Source organism: Agaricicola taiwanensis (assembly GCF_014635245.1).
GTDB classification, from domain to species: Bacteria; Pseudomonadota; Alphaproteobacteria; order Rhizobiales; family Methylopilaceae; genus Agaricicola; species Agaricicola taiwanensis.
Genome location: NZ_BMCP01000002.1, coordinates 1,232,368 through 1,248,194, shown reverse-complemented (window position 1 = coordinate 1,248,194; position 15,827 = coordinate 1,232,368). Strand labels below are relative to the sequence as shown.

Annotated in this window: 12 protein-coding genes and 1 pseudogene; 7 read left to right on the top strand and 6 right to left on the bottom strand. The window is 61.8% G+C overall.

The features are described from left to right. Positions 1-191: 191 nt before the first annotated feature. Positions 192-1,445 carry an RNA polymerase sigma factor gene (locus IEV58_RS13460; RefSeq protein WP_188410222.1) on the bottom strand — a complete coding sequence of 418 codons (1,254 nt, stop codon included), beginning with the start codon at positions 1,443-1,445 and terminating at the stop codon, positions 192-194. A 73-nt stretch (positions 1,446-1,518) separates the two neighbouring features. Then, entirely contained in the window at positions 1,519-1,902 is a 384-nt protein-coding gene (locus IEV58_RS13455; RefSeq protein ID WP_188410221.1) for a YciI family protein, read from the bottom strand. A gap of 224 nt (positions 1,903-2,126) precedes the next feature. On the opposite strand from IEV58_RS13455, the gene IEV58_RS13450 reads away from it, so the two are divergent. After that, a complete protein-coding gene (locus IEV58_RS13450; protein ID WP_188410220.1) occupies positions 2,127-2,312 on the top strand; it encodes a hypothetical protein in 186 nt (61 codons plus the stop codon). Positions 2,313-2,327: 15 nt separating this feature from the next. Beyond that, positions 2,328-2,464: pseudogene (locus tag IEV58_RS18445) on the top strand (IS5/IS1182 family transposase); the annotation flags it as partial. Positions 2,465-2,507: 43 nt separating this feature from the next. Here IEV58_RS18445 and IEV58_RS13445 read toward each other — a convergent pair. Both IEV58_RS13445 and IEV58_RS13440 read right to left on the bottom strand, forming a co-directional pair. Further along, entirely contained in the window at positions 2,508-3,083 is a 576-nt protein-coding gene (locus tag IEV58_RS13445) for a YdeI/OmpD-associated family protein (RefSeq protein WP_188410219.1), read from the bottom strand. Between the two features lie 150 nt (positions 3,084-3,233). Then, positions 3,234-5,012, bottom strand: coding sequence for a DEAD/DEAH box helicase (locus IEV58_RS13440; protein WP_188410218.1), 1,779 nt, complete (start codon positions 5,010-5,012; stop codon positions 3,234-3,236). Positions 5,013-5,298: 286 nt separating this feature from the next. Between IEV58_RS13440 and IEV58_RS13435 the strand changes: the two genes are divergently transcribed. From IEV58_RS13435 to IEV58_RS13425, 3 genes are all read left to right on the top strand, one after another. Further along, positions 5,299-6,219: a MurR/RpiR family transcriptional regulator gene (locus IEV58_RS13435; RefSeq protein ID WP_188410217.1), complete on the top strand. Its 921-nt coding sequence runs from the start codon at positions 5,299-5,301 to the stop codon at positions 6,217-6,219. A gap of 119 nt (positions 6,220-6,338) precedes the next feature. Continuing rightward, complete coding sequence (locus IEV58_RS13430; protein ID WP_188410216.1) at positions 6,339-7,451, top strand: efflux RND transporter periplasmic adaptor subunit; 1,113 nt, start codon at positions 6,339-6,341, stop codon at positions 7,449-7,451. A 12-nt stretch (positions 7,452-7,463) separates the two neighbouring features. Beyond that, positions 7,464-10,538, top strand: coding sequence for an efflux RND transporter permease subunit (locus tag IEV58_RS13425; protein ID WP_188410215.1), 3,075 nt, complete (start codon positions 7,464-7,466; stop codon positions 10,536-10,538). Positions 10,539-10,552: 14 nt separating this feature from the next. Here the strand turns inward: IEV58_RS13425 and IEV58_RS13420 are convergent, their stop codons facing one another. Beyond that, positions 10,553-11,317: a fused DSP-PTPase phosphatase/NAD kinase-like protein gene (locus IEV58_RS13420; RefSeq protein ID WP_229729411.1), complete on the bottom strand. Its 765-nt coding sequence runs from the start codon at positions 11,315-11,317 to the stop codon at positions 10,553-10,555. Between the two features lie 123 nt (positions 11,318-11,440). Here IEV58_RS13420 and IEV58_RS13415 point away from each other — a divergent pair, with 123 nt between their 5' ends. Continuing rightward, positions 11,441-13,249 (top strand): ABC transporter ATP-binding protein, encoded by a 1,809-nt coding sequence (locus tag IEV58_RS13415; protein WP_188410214.1) that lies wholly within the window; start codon positions 11,441-11,443, stop codon positions 13,247-13,249. Positions 13,250-13,513: 264 nt separating this feature from the next. Further along, entirely contained in the window at positions 13,514-14,776 is a 1,263-nt protein-coding gene (locus IEV58_RS13410) for a porin (protein ID WP_188410213.1), read from the top strand. 141 nt (positions 14,777-14,917) lie between these two features. Here IEV58_RS13410 and IEV58_RS13405 read toward each other — a convergent pair whose 3' ends face one another. Next, positions 14,918-15,826, bottom strand: coding sequence for an alpha/beta fold hydrolase (locus IEV58_RS13405; protein ID WP_188410212.1), 909 nt, complete (start codon positions 15,824-15,826; stop codon positions 14,918-14,920). Position 15,827: the final 1 nt, after the last annotated feature.

Here is a 15,827-nt window from a genome sequence, read left to right as displayed (position 1 = left end):
CTCTACCTTCCCCTCATTTTGGAGGGACATAGAGGGCTATAGAATACACATAGTTCTCATCGCTATCCCGCATGGCCCGCCACTTTCTACCGATCACATCATCCAAAGGCATATTTTGGAGTGCCGAGAGTTGGCCCGGACGCAGCCTTCTGTCCCGCCGACGACATTTCAGGACACGAAGAAACATACCGTTAGCCACAAGCCTCCGCGCGGGCGAGGAGAAAGTCCCTCTCCCTCGCATTGCGGGTGAGCCTGGCCGCGGCTTCGAATTCGGCGCGGGCCTCGGTCAACCGGCCGGCCCGAAACAGGAAGTCGCCCCGTGCTGCCGGCAAGGGCGCGTAGCTGCGCAAGGCGTCAGCGTCGGCAATCTGGTTCACCAGCCGCAGGCCCACCTCGGGCCCGAAAGCCATGCTGTGGGCAACCGCTCGATTAAGATCGACCACCGGGGAGGGCATCACGCCTCGTAGCCGGTCGTAGAGCGCCGCGATGCCGGGCCAATCGGTATCGGCAGCACTGCGCGCACGCGCATGGCAGGCCGCAAGCTCTGCTTGCAGCACATAGGACCCGTTGCTCCCGAGAGCCTCGGCGCGGGCCAGTGCGTCAAGGCCTCGGCGGATCAGCAGTTGGTCCCAGCGGGCGCGGTTCTGTTCGGTCAGCGGCACGAAGGCGCCGTCTGATCCGATGCGTGCCGACAAACGCGACGCCTGTATTTCCATCAAGGCCAGCAGACCGAAGACTTCGGCATCCTCAGGCATCAGCCCCGCAAGGACGCGGCCCAGACGCTGCGCCTCCAGGCACAGGCTCGGCCGGACAAGATCGTCGCCCGCCGTGGCCGCATAGCCTTCGTTGAAGATGAGGTAGATCACCTCCAGCACCGAGGCGAGCCGCGCCTGACGTTCAGCGCCGCGCGGTACCTCAAAGCGAAGTCCCGCTTTTCCGATCGTCTTCTTCGCACGCACGATGCGTTGCGCGATCGTCGTCTCGCTCGACAGGAAAGCGCGGGCGATTTCATCGGTCGTCAGGCCGCCGATGACGCGGAGCGTGAGCGCCGCACGGGCATCAGCCGAAAGGACCGGGTGACAGGCGGCAAAGATGAGGCCCAGCAGTTCGTCACCGAGGTCGTCGTCCATGGCCGCTTCGATCAGTTCGGCTGTGTGGCCGACCTCGTCCACATCCCGGGCGATCTCCTCATGCTTGCGCTCGCGCATCCTGTCACGGCGGATCGCATCGATGGCGCGGCGTTTGGCAGCTGTCATCAGCCAAGCGCCGGGATTGGCGGGAACGCCGGTCCGGGGCCATTCGGACAGGGCAATGACCAGAGCGTCCTGCGCCAGCTCCTCCGCACGGTCGACATCGCGCACGACGCGGGCGAGGCCCGCGATGAGCCTCGCGCGTTCAATGCGGAACACTGCTTCGATGGCTAGATGCGTTTCGCCTGCAGTCATGCCGTTTTGTCGACCAAAGCCCTCGATGACGCAAGCGGGCTATGGCCGACAGGGTTTGCACTTTCCGATGGCTTCAGACGCCGAGATCTGCCTCCAGATCCGCCATCTCGTAGAGCGGCCGGATTTCGATCTCGCTCGGCCCCGGCATGGGGTTGGGGCAGCGCTTCACCCAGGCCACAGCCTCGTCCATGTCCTTGGCCTCCCAGAGCCAGAAGCCGGCGACCAGCTCGCGGGTCTCGGCGAAAGGTCCGTCGATCACGGTGCGGCCGGGGCCATCGAAAGCGACGCGCTTGCCTTGCGACGACGGCTTGAGGCCATCGCCGGCAAGCATGATGCCGGCCTTGACCAGCTCTTCGTTATACTTCCCCATGTCCTCCAGCATCTGCCGAAATTCGGCGGTGGGCTTGATCCCCTCTTCGCTGTCTTTGGTCGCCTTTACGAACACCATTACACGCATAGTCCGTCTCCTTGGTTGAGCCGGCCCGATCGGCCTGACATTGAAGCGACGAGCGGAGTTTTTCGTTTTCGACATCATCCCGCAATTTTTTTGCAGTTGAGGTGCAGAACGCCGCCACGGTCATCTCGTGCGTGATGGATGCACGTCGGCGCGCGGCTGGACCTCACGTCCAATAGCTTCCTTGGACAGGACAGCGGCCCCCGCGCCGGTAAGGGGATCCTTCCATGCTGCCTGTTCTCAACGAGAGCTTTGCTCCGACGCCGGAGGAGATAGAGGAGGCCGAGGCTGTGGTGGCCGCCTTCGATGAGGCGCTCGCCCGAGGCGATGGTGCCTTCAGTCGCCGCGGCAAGATGGTGGATCTTCCTATTGTCGAACGGGCCCGACACCTTCTTGCCTCAGCACGCCACTGACTTCGGGAGGAGCAGCCAAAGAACCAGCCAGGCGCTAGGGGTCGAGGACCGCCGGGTAATCTCCGGCATCTTGCATGTGAAGGTCAGGTCGCTGGTGCGACTGCCCGGGCGAGTATGGGCCGTCCACGGCGGCGGTTTACAACCGGTTCAATCTTCGCCGCTGTCGTCGCCTTCTGAATTTGAACACCTGACGGATCAGTGGAATCGCTCGCCACGATCGAGCTGCGCAAGGATCTGAGCCATTCTCTTCGCGCGCGTCTCGGGCCGCTTCGCCGTTTGGAGGCGATAATAGATCGGGTAGAGGTTCTTGCGATCGAGCGTCTCGAAGAACGCCTTGGCATTCGGCATCGTCTCCAGCGCGTCAAGGAAGTCGTGAGGTATCACCATCGCTGCCGATCCCGCATAGGCACTTTCCCAGCGCCCGTCTGCCTTTGCCGCATCGACATGCGCCAGCCCAGCAGACGACATCCGTCCTTCCGCGATTAGTCTTGTTGCATGCTCTCGGTTCTTCGCTGACCAGTTTGACTTCGGCTTCCTCGGCGTGAGGCGCTGGAGGAAAGAGGTCGCGTCAAACGGCTGCTTCTGGCCGTCGATCCAGCCGAACCGGATTGCCTCTACAACACATTCAGTCCAAGTCACGGACGACCGACCAGAGCCGGCCTTGAAAATCTGAACCCAAAGCTCGCTGCTGCTGTGGTGATGCTCGGCCAGCCAGTCACCCAGCTCTCGCGCGTCCTGAAATGCCATTGATGTGCGTAATTTCTCAGCCATGCTCAAGAGTAGCTGCTGAGCTTACTCTTTGTAAGAAGCGAGGCTGCCGCCAGCCTCGAAATCTCACGTACATTGAGTCGAAGCCTATAGGCTGCCTCCAGTGACGTAATAGCCGTAGATCATCCCGTTCTTTTTGTCGCCTGTTCGGTATCAGCCCACCTTCTTGGGCTTCTTCTTCTTTTTCTTCTTCGTGTCCGTGGCCTTGGAGGAGATTTCCGGAGCCTTTGCTCGCTCAGGCGAGGGCCTCGGCTTGAATGGCTTCGCCTTGCGTGGCTCGACGTTGATCTCAGCCTGTTCCACCCGGCGATTTTTGCCTTCGATGTAGAGATCGATCCGGATGTTGTCGCCATCAGGCTTGCGCGCGGCGCTCGCGAAGGCTTCGGCAACGCGTGTCGCTACCTGGAACCGGGTGTCATGGTCGAAGATGCGGATTGAGCCGACATCCTCGCGTCCGATCTTGCCTCGGCGGCAGATCATGGGCAGCAGCCATTTCGGATCGGCATTGTTCTTGCGGCCGATGTTAAGCCGGAACCACACGGCATCGCCAAAATCTTCCCGTGACCGACGCGGTTTGCGGTCGGTTTCGGGACCTTCGCGGCGCTCGGCACGCGGTTCGCGCGCATCGCGTGTCTTGCGTGTCGGCGCCTCGCCGGGGTCTGAAACCTCTTCCGGGGCCGGCAGGCGTGAGCGATGCAGCCTCACAAGCGCCGCGGCGATTTCGGCGGGCGAACGCTGCGTCAGCAACGCCTCCACCATACCGGCATCTTCTTCGCCGACTTCTGTGCCAAGGATCGGGTCCGCCAGCAGACGTTGCTGGTCGAGTTGACGGATCTCCTCCGCGGTGGGAGGGGCGCCCCATGTCGGTCTGGCATTAGCGATGGCCAGGATCTGCTCGGCGCGGCGGCGGCGCGCCGGCGGTACGAGCAGGACGCTGATGCCTTTGCGGCCGGCGCGGCCGGTGCGTCCGCTGCGATGTTGCAGCACCTCGGCATTCTGCGGCAGATCGGCGTGGATGACGAGACCAAGGCTCGTAAGATCGATGCCGCGCGCGGCCACATCCGTCGCCACGCAGACGCGCGCATGGCCATCGCGCAGGGCCTGAAGCGCATGGCTGCGCTCCGCCTGGCTCAACTCACCTGAGAGGGCAACGGCTGAGAATCCGCGCTCGAGCAGAATGGCATGGAGGTGCCGTACCGCGTCTCTCGTGTGGCAGAACACGATGGCGCTGGCCGCCTCATGATAACGCAGGAGATTGACGACAACATGCTCCGCTTCCCGCGGGTAAACGCGGATCGCGCGGTACTCGATATCGGCATGCCCACGCTCGCCGCCTGACGCCTCGATGCGCAAGGCATCGCGCTGGTAGGTCTGAGCCATGGCGGTGATGGCCTTGGGAATCGTGGCTGAGAACAGAAGCGTGCGACGGCTCTCAGGTGCCGTTTGCAGGATGAACTCGAGATCCTCACGGAAGCCGAGATCGAGCATTTCGTCCGCCTCATCAAGCACCACCGCTTTCAGTGCCGATACATCGAGGCTGCCGCGTTGGATGTGATCACGCAGACGGCCAGGCGTCCCGACGACGATGTGGGCACCCTCGTTCAGGAGGCGGCGCTCCCGCTTGGGGTCCATCCCACCTACGCAGGAGACGACGCGTGCTCCCGTCTGGGCATAAAGCCATTCCAATTCGCGCTGCACCTGCAACGCAAGCTCGCGGGTGGGCGCAATGACGAGAGCAAGCGGCCGGTCCGCCGCCTGAAGCCTTTCGGCACTGCCAAGCAGGTTGGGCGCGATCGCAAGGCCGAAAGCGACGGTTTTGCCCGAGCCGGTGCGTGCGGAAACGAGAAGGTCCCGATCCGCACCGGCCTCCTCGATGACCGCACGTTGGACTGGTGTGGGCTCTGTGTAGTTGCGCTCCGCAAGCGCGCGCATGAGCGAGGGATGCGTCGGAGGAAATGCCACGTTCGGAAGGCCTTGTGATGGAAGGGCAAGCCGATGATAGGGCTAATGCCGCAGGCGGACGAGATTCCGCGTCCGATATGAGCCTGCTTGTTAGTCCACTTTTGGCTTTCACGCCACCTGTCGAAGGTCGGATGCCTATGTGTCGCAGGCCGGCGCCTCACTGCTTTATGAACACATCACAACAGGTTTATGTAACAACTGTTGCAAATTCACTGTCATGCGATGTAGATGGCGCCGGCCATGCTTGGGGGACCTTATGGGCGAAGTTTATACCAATCTCGTCAACCGGATCCGCGCACGGTTCAATGAGTTGACGCCTCAGCAGAAAATCGCGGCGACCTATGTCTTGAAGCGGCCGGATGACGTGGCGATCCTGTCCATGCGGGGCCTTGCTGCGCGTGCGACGGTTCAGCCGGTTACCTTCGTTCGGCTTGCGCGGGCACTGGATTTTCGTGGCTGGGAAGAGTTCAAGGCGCCTTTCGTGGACCGCATGCGCGGCGCCCCGGATCTTTATTCCAAACGTGCCGAACGGTTGCTTGGCCTTGATCCGGCGACCCGCCTCATGGACGAGATGCACTCCGCGCATCTGGCAGCGGTGGACGCGACGCGTTCGGTCAACACGGCGCAGAATTTTTTGGCGGCCGCCGAGGCGCTTAATTCGGCTCGCAATGTTTTCATCGCCGGTTTTCGTTCCTGCTTCGGGCCTGCGTTCGCGCTCGCCTATGAATACCGGCTGTTCCGGCCAGAGGTTGTGCTGCTGTCCTCCATGGGTGGCATCCTGGAAGCGGAACTGCGGGCGGTCGGCCCGGAAGACGTGGTCGTCATCATCGGCTTCCGTCCTTATTCCCGCGAAGCCATGATTGTTGCCGAGCATGCCACCCGTCGCGGTGCCACGCTGATCGCCATCGCCGACAGTCCCGTGGCGCCTTTTGCACTCGGCGCCAATATTGCACTGCACTTCGAAACTGAGGGTCCGTCGTTCTTCCCGTCGCTGGTGGGGGCTTGGGCTCTGATCGAGCAACTGCTCAGCGTCATGGTGGCGCGCGGTGGCGACGCTGTTGTCGAGCGTCTGAAGTCTTCCGAGGCTCAGCTTCATGCCCTCGGCGTCTTTTTTGGTGATGAGGCGGCCGAGGTCGCGGAAGGCCTTCAGGCCGCCGGCGATGATACCGCGACCTGATCCCATAATTTTTATGGAAAGCTGCGACGGAAATTCGTGAGAGCACCGTATAATCGTCAGACGCTTCCCGATGGAATTCTGCTATGATCGGCAAGCGCGGCGCCTCAGGAGTCTTCCGCATGCGAAAATCCATCGTCGCGCTTGGCGCGCTGGCGGCCTCGGCAGGTTTGGCTTATGTCGGAACGACCACCGACACCGGCCGCGATATTCTCGCGCGCTTCAGTGCGAACGAGGCCTCCGCCCAGGCACCCGCGGCGAATGAGCGAGGCCCTGCAGCGCCGCCTCCCGTCGAAACCGCGCAGGCGCGCGTACAACAGTCCCGGCTTGAGATCCGATCGGTTGGCACATTGGCTTCCGACGAGTCTGTAACGCTTGCTGCCGAAGTGGCGGGCCGGGTCGCTGAGATCCGCTTTGCTGAAGGTACCGGCGTTCAGGAGGGGGATGTGCTTGTGAAGCTCGACGATTCCCTCATCAGAGCCGAATTGGCCGATGCCCAGGCGCGGCGCAAATTGGCGGAGGCGAACTACGCACGGGCAAATTCCCTTTCCCAGTCCGGCATCGGCACGGCTCGCGCGCGGGATGAAGCGGTGGCCAATCTCGCCATCGCCCGCGCCGCAGAAGAGCTCGCCCAGGTCAGGCTCGATAAGTGCTACATTCGCGCTCCCTTCAGCGGCGTCATGGGATTGCGTCAAGTCTCTTCGGGTGCCTATGTCCAGGCGGGCGCCGCGATCGCCAATCTCGAAAAGATCGACACTCTGAAGCTTGATTTCCGACTGCCGGAAAACAATCTCGCCGACGTCAAAACCGGCCAGAACGTCGATGTCATCGTTGATGCGCTTCCGGGCAAGACCTTCAGTGCCCAGATTTACGCCATCGATCCGCAGGTGGATGTGAACGGCCGCTCGCTTCGTATCCGCGCCCGGATGCCGAACCAGGAGGGGCTGCTACGGCCTGGTCTTTTCGCGCGCATCAACGTGATCGGTGCTGATCGCGGTGAGGTGGTGGTTATTCCGGAAGCGGCCGTTGTGCCCCGGGGTAGCGAAGTCTTCGTGTTCAAGATCGTTGACAACAAGGCCGTCGAAGTCGGTGTTGAGCTCGGCGAGCGCCGCTCCGGCGAGGTCGAGATCACGAGAGGACTCGCGCCAGGTGATATGGTCATCGTCAGCGGGCACAATCGTGCGCGTGACGGCAGGCCTGTGGATATAATCGCGCAGCAGCAGCGCACCAGCTGAGACGAGGCGCCCGTGAAAATTTCGGAGATCTGCGTCCAGCGTCCGGTCTTCGCGACCGTCATGAGCGTAATGATGCTCCTGGTCGGCGTGGTGTCCTACGACCGCCTGACGGTGCGCGAATATCCGAGCATCGACGAGCCGGTGGTCTCCGTCACCACGACCTATCCCGGCGCGTCTGCGCAGATCATCGAGTCTCAGGTGACGCAGGTCCTGGAGGGATCACTTGCCGGCATCGAGGGCATCGATGTTCTGGAATCCACCAGCCGGTCTGAATCAAGCCGCATCAGCATCCGTTTTCGGCTCGATATCGATCCCGACGTTGCCGCCAGCGACGTGCGCGACCGTGTATCGCGTGTGAGACGACAATTGCCGGACGAGATCGAGGAACCCAGGATCGCCAAGGTTGAGGCCGACGCTCAGCCCGTCCTCTTTATCGGCTTCACCAGCGACCGCCTCAGCCAGCTTGAGACCACCGACTACGTGAACCGCAACATCGTGGACAGGCTGAAGAACCTGAACGGCGTGGCTGATGTCACAATCTTCGGCGAGCGGCGTTTTGCCATGCGCATCTGGATCGATCGCGAAAGGCTGGCGGCCTATAGTCTGACTGTTCAGGATGTGGAGAGTGCGGTCCGGGCCCAGAACGTCGAAATCCCGTCCGGCCGCATCGAAAGCTCTGACCGCGAGTTCACCGTTCTATCCCGCACCGGCCTTACCGAGGCCGATCAGTTTGCCGCGATAGTGGTGAAGCTTGCCGACGGCTATCAGGTCAAACTGGGCGACGTCGCCAGGGTGGAAGTCGGCGCGCGCGATGACCGCAAGAGCAGCCGGTTCAACGGGCAAACCTCCGTCAGCGTCGGTATCGTCAAGCAGGCCACGGCCAATCCGCTCGATGTATCTCAGGCGGTGCAGACGGTCCTGCCGGAAATCGCGCAAAGTCTGCCGGAAGGGATGACCGCCGAGATCGGTTACGACAGCGCGGTGTTTATCGACCGGTCGATCGCAGCCGTCTTCACCACCATCGGCGAGGCCATTGTTCTCGTGGTGCTGGTGATCTTCTTCTTCCTGCGCAGCTTCCGCGCCTCGATCATCCCGATCGTGACGATCCCGGTCTCGCTGATCACCACCTTCGCGCTCATGTTTGCGCTCGGGTTCACCATCAACACGCTGACGCTGCTTGCCATGGTGCTGGCGATCGGTCTTGTGGTCGACGATGCCATTGTGATGCTTGAAAACATCTATCGGCATGTGGAGGAGGGCATGAAGCCCTTCAAGGCGGCGATCACTGGTGCGCGTGAGATCGGTTTTGCCATCATCGCCATGACCATGACGCTCGCCGCCGTCTATGCGCCGATCGCCTTCGCACAGGGTCGTACGGGTCGCCTCTTCCTGGAGTTCGCGCTGACGCTTGCCGGTGCCGTACTGGTCTCGGGATTTGTAGCTCTGACACTGACCCCCATGATGTGCTCCAAGCTCCTGAAACATCAGAGCAGTCACGGACGCATCTTCAATGCGCTGGAGCGGGGTTTTGAAGCCACCACCAATGGTTATCGCCGTGTGCTTCAGGGGGCGCTCAACGCCAAGATCCTCGTTCTCGGTTTTGGTTTTCTTGTTGCCCTGGGAAGTGTTTTCTTCTTCACGCAGCTGCCGCAGGAGCTGGCCCCCACCGAGGATCGCGGCACTATTCGTCTGTTTGGCACCGGTCCTGAAGGAGCCACCATCGGATACACGAGCCGTTACGGCAGGGAGGTGGAGAAAGTTCTCGCCGAAACCGACGATGTTCGCTCCTATCTCGTCATCAATGGCCACCCTCAGGTTCAAAATCTTTTCGGTTTCGTCAGCCTGAACGACTGGAACGACAGGGAAAGGTCGCAGCAGAGCATCGTGGCCGAGGTGCAGCAGAAGCTTGGTCGCATCCCCGGCGTCATGGTCTTCGGCAGCAATCCTCCCTCCCTCGGCGGCGGCGGTGGCCTTGGATCAAAGCCCGTCCAATATGTCGTTCAGACGTCCGGCACCTATGAAGAGCTTCAGGAGGTCTCCAACGCGCTGCTGGAAAAGGTCCAGGCAAATCCCATGTTCCAGAATGCTGAAAGCGATCTGGTGCTGAACAAGCCTGAGATATCCGTCTCCATCGACCGCGCGAAGGTCGCAGACCTCGGTCTCGACGTGTCGGTGGTGGGGCGCACGCTGGAAACGCTCCTCGGCGGTCGTCAGGTCACGCGCTTCGAGCGGGAGGGCGAGCAATATGACGTGGTCATTCAAATGGCTGCTGAAGATCGAGCATCGCCCCAGACATTGTCGACCATCTTCCTGCGCGCACCGTCAGGTGAAATGGTGCAACTGTCCAACATCGTGACGCTGCGCGAGACGGTGGCGCCGCGTGACCTGCGCCGTTTCAACCAGCTTCGCGCGGCCACTATCAGCGCCAATCTGGTGCCGGGAGCTTCTACCGGAGAAGCACTGCGCGTGGTCAACGATCTGGCCCAGGAGACGCTGCCGGATACGATGCAGACGGACTATGCGGGGCAGAGCCGCGAATTCATCACCTCCAACCAGAGCATCGTGCTGGTCTTCGTGCTGGCGATCCTGTTCATCTATCTCGTGCTCGCGGCCCAGTTCGAGAGCTTCACCGATCCCTTCATCATCCTGCTGTCGGTGCCGCTTTCCATGACTGGCGCCCTGGCAGCCTTGTGGCTGACCGGGGGATCGCTCAACGTCTATTCGCAGATTGGCCTTGTCACTCTCGTCGGCCTGATTACCAAGCATGGCATTCTGATTGTGGAATTCGCCAATCAGCAGCAGGAAGAGGGCAAATCGCGGCTGGAAGCCGTGATCGACGCCGCGGTGTTGCGGTTGCGTCCGATCCTGATGACAACGGGCGCCATGGTGTTCGGTGCCCTGCCGTTGGCTTTGGCAACGGGTGCGGGGGCTGAGAGCCGCCAGCAGATCGGCTGGGTGATCGTGGGCGGCATGACGCTCGGCACTATTCTCACGCTCTTCGTGGTTCCCACCGTCTACTCGCTGCTGGGACGCCGTCATGTTGATCGCGGCCACGCGCACGATGCCGTGGCTGTGCCGACTGAGTGACTATCCCGCGAGGATCACTCCCGGTCGAGGATGCGGTCGTTGAAGATGTTCGCCAGCCGGCTGGAATGAAATGACCGCGTCACTTCGGCCGGATCATAATGGTCTTGGACCCAGGTCTTGAAGTCGACATTGGTTCTTGCGGCATCGGCCGCATAGGCCATGAGCGTTGCATCGAGGATGCCCGTTTTCGCTTGTCGAATGTGCCCGTAGCGCAGGCTCAGCTGAGCGAAGGCCTCAGCGAACGAACTGTTCTCCCGGAGCAGAAGGTAGAGCGCGCTGGCGATCCCCGCGCGGTCCGCGCCGGATTTGCAATGCATGAGCGCGGGATACTCAATCTCGCTAAGAAGCTGATCGAAGGCGAGGATCTGTTCGGGCGCTGGAGCAGCCCGCGATGTGATGCCGAAGTTGATCAGCTTGATCCCGTTTTCCTCACAGGCCTTCTTTTCCATCAGGTAAGACGCGCAGTTACGCTCTCCGCGCAGATTGATCACCGTCTTCACGCCGCGGCGTGCGGCGGCGCGGATGTGAAGCGGGGATGGCTGGGCCGCCCGCTCCATATTCGGGCTGACCCTGTGCAGATTAAGGTAGATGTAGCGAAAAAGCGCATGGTCGATGAAGAGATGCTCGGCCGCGCCAAGAATGCGGGTCAGTGGGCTGTGCATCGATCCGCGGCGGCGCTGGAAGCCCTGGACAGGTCTACGTAGAGCAAACCGGAGTCTTCTCCACGCCGTCAGCTCGGGCTGAGCCTTGGTCAGATTGGGATTCTCGATCAAGGACATCTGCCTGTTTCCTGTCGTGCGGCGAGAACCTACCCGCCCGTGCGCCCACTCTCAACATATAAGATGACAGTTCTTTCCTCGCGGAGCCGAAAGGGATAGCGTCCGGCCGCGCAGAGCCCAAAAATGACAAATCAGATACACGACCCCTACGTTCTTCAGATCAGATCCACCCGCGAGGCGGCCAAGCAGCCTTCGGGCGAGCGTAACCGTTTGTTCGCCCGATTCGTGCGGGAATTTTTCCGCCCGCACATCGCGACGCTTCTTGTCGCTGTGGGAGCAATGATCGTCTATGCTGGCACCATCTCGGTGCTTCCGTGGTTATTTGAGCAGCTCGTCAACGAGGTCTTCGTGCGGCGAGCCATTGATCAGCTTAACGAGATCGTTGCCTTCGTAGCCATCATTTTTGCTCTGCGTGGAGGCTCCGCCTTCACACAGCAATATCTGCTGGCGCTGGTTTCAAACCGAGTCACGGCTGCTGTGCAGAAGCGATTCGTTGCGCATGTGCTGAAGCTGGATCTGGTCTTCTTCCAGAAGAACAGCATCGGGCAGATCGTCGCCCGCGGCACCGAAGACGTGAATGTCCTCAATCAGTCAGCGACCAATCTTATTGTGACGCTAGGGCGGGATTTCGTTACCATCCTTGGGCTCATTGGCTATGTGATCTGGACCAACCCGTACTGGGCAGGCCTTGCGATGCTCGGCGCGCCCCTCATCGCCGTTCCGACGGTGCTCGCAACGCGCCGTGTCCGCCGCTTGTCGCATCGCGGGCAGGAGCTGAATGGAGACCTCATCGGCTCTTTCGAGGAAGCATTCCACTCTATTCGCTCCATCAAGGCTGAAGGCAATGAGCCTGTCGAGCAGGAGCGTCTGTCGACAACCGTGACAACGCGTCGGCAGGTGGCGATCCGAATCGCGCGCACCCAGGCAACGCTGTCTCCGATCATGGATGTGGTGACAGCCATTGCCCTCATCTCCGTTCTTATGGTCGGCGGCCGATCGGTCATGACAGGCGAGACGGAGCCAGGACAGCTCATGGCCTTCGTCGGCGCCCTGATGCTGCTGGCGGATCCCTTGCGACGCCTTTTGCAGATCAACGCGGTGCTTCAACTCTGTATGGCCGCCGTCGAACGCATCTATGAAGTGACAGACCTGCAGCCCCGGATCATCGATGCGCCCGGCGCCGCCCCACTGGCCGATCCTGCGGGCGCCATTGCCTTTCGTGACGTGCATTTCGCCTATGATGCCGACAAGCCGATCTTGAAAGGCCTCAGCGCGGATATTCTCCCGGGCCGGATGACCGCCATCGTCGGGGAATCGGGGTCCGGCAAAACCACGCTGTTCAACCTGATCGCGCGGTTGAACGATCCTGATCAGGGCAGCGTGGAAATCGGCGGCCAGGATCTCGACCGTGTGTCGATCGCCAATTTGCGCGCGTCCATCGCTCTCGTGGCCCAGGACAGCCTTCTGTTTGATGCCACCGTCCGTGAAAACGTCGCTTACGGGCTGCTGGACGTCGATGATGCGGATATTCTTGATGTGCTGCGGGCAGCGGATGCCCTGGAGTTCGTCCAGCGCCTGCCGGGCGGAACTGATTTCCGCGTCGGCCCTCGCGGCACTCGCCTTTCGGGCGGACAGAGGCAGCGCATCGCCATCGCGCGGGCTCTGCTGCGCGATTCTCCCATCCTCCTTCTCGATGAAGCGACGTCCGCGCTCGACGCGGCAACAGAAGCAAGAGTGCTGGAAAGCCTGGCAAAAGAACGTGCCGGCAAGACCACGCTCATGATCGCGCACAGGCTTGCGGCCGTGCTCAAGGCGGATCGAATCATCGCCGTGGAGAACGGTCAGGTTGTGGAACAAGGCAACCATGCCGAGCTCATGTCGCGGGATGGCGCCTACGCCCGCGCTTTTCGTCTTCACGCGATTGAGAGCTGATCGTTCCAAGAATTTCTTGGCGTTAACCGCTCCTTAGAAATGTTGCAAGCGAGACACAGTGTGGCGGAAAGGTGCTCGGGATAGGGCAAAACCGCCTTCTGTTTGTTGCTTGGTGAAAGCGAATGCGTATGGTTTCGATAACGGCGCAGGGGGGAACCCCGGTCGTGCCGTTCGGGGACCCAGTGGGAATTCGGACGGTCATTCGGGGGATTGGCGCTGTAGGGTGCAGCTTCCCGAGGGTCTCGAAACTTTTGGAGGACTACAATGAAGATGGTGAAGAGCCTTCTTCTCGGTTCGGTGGCAGGCATCGCCGCCATCACCGGGGCTCAGGCCGCTGATCTGCCGCTGGCAGAGCCGGTCGAATACGTTCGCATCTGCGACACCTGGGGCAATGGTTATTTCTACATTCCCGGCACCCAGACCTGCCTGCAGATCTCGGGTCTCGTTCGCTTCGACCTGCGCTACGAAGAGCCGTTCGATCGTGCAAACGACGCGCTCACCTTCCGTGGCCGCGCTCAGCTGCAATTCGACGCCCGCACCCAGACCGAGCTCGGCACGCTGCGCTCCTATCTCCGTATGCGCGGGAATTACATCAACAACGCCAACACTGCGACGGACGGCGACGACTTCTACGTCCACCAGGCCTTCGTTCAGTTCGCCGGCTTCACCGCTGGTAAGACCCAGTCGTTCTTCGACGCGGTCTACGACGGCTCCTTCACCGGCGCCTATAACTCCGAAGTGACGTCGACCGCTCTGCTCGGCTACACCGCAACCTTCGGCTCGGGCTGGTCGGCCAGCCTCTCGATCGAAGATCGTTCGAACCGCGAAGTGGCCGGCGGTGGTGCTGTTGCTCTGCTTGGTGCTCCGATCGCCTATGCTGGCACCATGATGCCTGACGTCGTCGCGAACGTGCGCGTCGCTCAGGGCTGGGGCTCGTTCCAGCTGTCCGGTGCGATCCATCAGAACCGTGACAACACTGAAGTCGGTGGCCTCTGGGTTGGTGCTGACGACGAGTACGGCTTCGCAGTTCAGGCGGCCGGTGCTGTGAACCTGCCGATGGGTGGCCAGGGAACCCGCCTTTGGGCGTCGGCCGCTTACGCTGACGGCGCGATCGGTTACCTCGGCACTGTGGCCAGTCCTTGGGTGGGCTCTGGCACCACCGGCGGCATCGCTCGTGCCGATTCCTTCGTCATCGCTGATGGCGCTGGCGGTTTCGGTCTTGAGACCAGCTCTGGTTGGGCCATCACCGGTGGTGGTACCTGGGTGTTCAACCCGGTGTTCCGCTCCAACCTGACCCTCGGCTATGCTGACGTCGAATCCGATGTGGTCAGCTTGGTTGGTGGCGCTCCGGTGGGTGACTTCTCGCAGTTCATCGCTGCGGCAAACGTCATCTACACGCCGGTGCAGAACCTCGATCTCGGCCTCGAAGTGTTCTATCGCAACATCGTTGACGATAACTTCGACACCCCGGTCATCACCAATGACGACTCTTGGGGCGTCATGGGTCGCGTCGAGCGCAAGTTCTGATCGACCAAACCTTCGGGTTACGAACCCCGGCGCTCTGCGCCGGGGTTTTTTATTGCCTCAAGCTTTCTGCACGGTAGATTGCCCTGCAACGCTCGACACGGTGGCCGGGCAAAGACCAGGCGGTCGTCTTCAGGAACCGGATCAGGTGATATTCCGGACGAAATCCGCAATTCGCCCGATCGACGCCTCGTCGCGCAGGAAAGGCGCATGTCCTTCGCCGAGAGCGTGGTGAATCTCGATGCGGGGATGGCGGTGCTGCATCTCCGTGAGCGTGTCCTCCGATAGGATATCGGAGTGCTCACCACGGACGATGAGCAGGGGCATAGCCCCCAATCCGTCGAAAAACTGCCACAGCGGGGGAAGTGGGCGCTCCAGATCGAGCGTCTCCACGGTCTTCAGCAGCGCCGGATCATAGCAAAGTTCCAGGCCGTCTTTGCCCTCGCGCCAGGTCAGCCGGGCAAGCTCGGTCCAATCCTGTGGCGGGATTGCCGGAAACTGGCCATCGGTCAGCCGCCGCAGGATGTCGGCGGCTTCCGGCCATGATCGGGGTTGCGGCAGCTTGCCCACATAGCCCCGGATGCGCAGCAGCCCCTGCGTCTCGATGACCGGGCCGATGTCGTTGAGAACGACGCCGGCAATGAGGGCGGGGCGGGCTGCGGACATGGCCATGGAGATGAGCCCGCCGCGCGAGGTCCCGACGAGGACGGCGCGCGTGATGCCCAGCGCATCCAGGATCGACAGCACGTCCGCAAGCTCGACCCGCACATCGTAGCGGCGCCAATCCGGGTCATGCTCGGAAAGCCCGCGGCCGCGATAATCCAGCGCCAGCACGCGGCGCGGTTCCTCGCCGGACGAGAGTGCGCGAGCGAGAACATCGAAATCGGCAGCGGTGCGGGCAAGCCCCGGCAGACACACCACCGGCAGCCGGTCGCTCACCGCGGTGAGGCCATAATCGCGCAGGTGCAGCTTCAGCCCATCGGGCGCGCGCAGGAAAAGCGAGCGCACGCCGGCATCGGCGGCGGACGAGGGGGCAACGGCAGCGTCGGTCATG